Origin of the sequence: Vibrio sp. 10N.261.52.A1, assembly GCF_002876325.1 — a bacterium.
GTDB classification, from domain to species: Bacteria; Pseudomonadota; Gammaproteobacteria; order Enterobacterales; family Vibrionaceae; genus Vibrio; species Vibrio chagasii.
On the sequence record NZ_MCYD01000045.1, the window covers coordinates 1 to 1,928 of the forward strand.

Consider the following 1,928-nt stretch of genomic DNA (forward strand, 5'->3'; position numbering starts at 1 on the left):
ACGAACACTATTAAACGATCGGCTTTTGACCGCGTTCAATCAGCTTCATCAGCACGCTGTCTGCAGATTTACCTGCCACACCTGCTAGCTTGTCCGATAGCTTTTTCTTCTGTACATAGTGAATCGCTAGCACTGTCTTGTCTTTGCATGCTTCAACGACTAGGTCATCAGAAGTGCGGATCTCATCCACCAGCCCAAGTTCGTGAGCTTGCGTACCAAACCAGTGTTCACCCGTCGCCACTTTATCAAGATCAAGTGCTGGGCGGTGGTCGCGAATGAAGTCTTTGAATAGACCATGTGTCTCTTCTAGCTCTTCTTTAAACTTCTCACGTGCTTTATCGCTGTTCTCACCAAACATAGTCAGTGTGCGCTTGTACTCACCTGCTGTTAGCTGTTCGAACTCGATATCGTGCTTCTTAAGCAGTTTGTTGAAGTTTGGCAGTTGAGCGATAACGCCAATAGAACCAACGATAGCGAACGGCGCTGACACAATTTTGTCTGCAATACATGCCATCATGTAGCCGCCGCTTGCCGCCACTTTGTCTACCGAGATAGTCAGAGGCAGACCTGCTGCTTTGATACGATCAAGTTGAGAAGACGCCAAACCGTAGCCGTGAACCATGCCACCGCCAGATTCAAGCTTAAGTAATACTTCATCGCCTTCACGAGCCACAGCCAAAACCGCCGTTACCTCTTCGCGTAATGAAGCCACTTCTTTCGCATCAATGCTGCCGTTAAAATCAAGAACGAATAGATGTGGTTCACGCTTGCTATCAAGCTCGCCCTCTTTCGCTGCTTTTTTCACTTCTTTACCGCGTGATTTTACTTTCTCTTTTTCCGCTTTCTTTTCTGCTTTATCACGGGCTTTGATGAAAGCATCATCGTGTAGATGGTGCTCTAATTGTTCGATTGTCTGTTTATGGTGTTCAGATAGGTTCGTGATTTCCAGCTCACCTTTAATCGCGCTTGATTTTCCACCCACAGATTTAGCAATGACTAAAATTGCGATGATGGCGATTACAACGGTCGCAATCTTGGCTAAAAACAAGCCGTAGTCCAACAAAAATTCCAATGTCATATCCCCTAATGTATGAATTAGTGTATTGTAACCATCTTGTCACGATTACCAAGAATTTCTCATCATTCCTGCGGTTATCTGTGTGATTAAACATCAATGGAATGGCGAACATAATAAAAGAAAGAAGGATAAGCACAGTGGATTACCCAATCTCTACAGATGCCCTCAAAGATAAAGTAATTTTGGTTACTGGTGCTGGTGCCGGTATTGGACGCCAAGCAGCACTAAGCTTCGCTCAACATGGCGCGACAGTTATTCTGCTAGGCCGCAATGTTAAAAACCTTGAATTTATTTACGATGAAATCGAAAGTGCTGGTTACCCACAGCCTGCGATCATCCCATTAGATCTAAAAGGCGCGACAAAGCAGAACTACATTGATATGGCTGAAACCATTGAGTCACAGTTCGGTCGTTTAGATGGTCTACTTCATAACGCTGGCGTTCTCGGTACTCTGAGCCCGTTTGAGCAGATTGATGAAGAGACTTTTGATGATGTTATGCAGATCAATGTGAAGTCTGAATTCTTGATGACTCAAGCACTTCTGCCAGCTCTTAAGAAAGCGGAAGCAGGTCGTATCGTATTTACCTCTTCTACCGTTGGCCACTCTGGCCGTGCATTCTGGGGCACTTACGCGATCTCTAAGTTTGCTACCGAAGGTATGATGCAAATCCTAGCGGATGAGCTTGAAGACACTAACATCCGCGTTAATGCGATCAACCCGGGCGGCACTCAAACACGTATGCGCGCAAAAGCGTACCCAGGAGAAGATGCGAATAAGCTAAAAACGCCACTCGACATCATCCCACTGTACCTACATTTAATGAACCCAAGTGTGACAGACATTAATGG

The 1,928-nt window shown here is 45.4% G+C and carries 2 protein-coding genes; one reads left to right on the forward strand and one right to left on the reverse strand.

What is annotated here, in order from left to right:
* Nucleotides 1-10: 10 nt before the first annotated feature.
* Nucleotides 11-1,078: a protease SohB gene (gene sohB / locus BCT81_RS00570; protein ID WP_019820882.1), complete on the reverse strand. Its 1,068-nt coding sequence runs from the start codon at nucleotides 1,076-1,078 to the stop codon at nucleotides 11-13.
* Nucleotides 1,079-1,215: 137 nt separating this feature from the next.
* Between sohB and BCT81_RS00575 the strand changes: the two genes are divergently transcribed.
* Nucleotides 1,216-1,928, forward strand: a 713-nt coding sequence (locus BCT81_RS00575) for a YciK family oxidoreductase (protein WP_102422971.1), incomplete at its 3' end; no start/stop codon positions are given.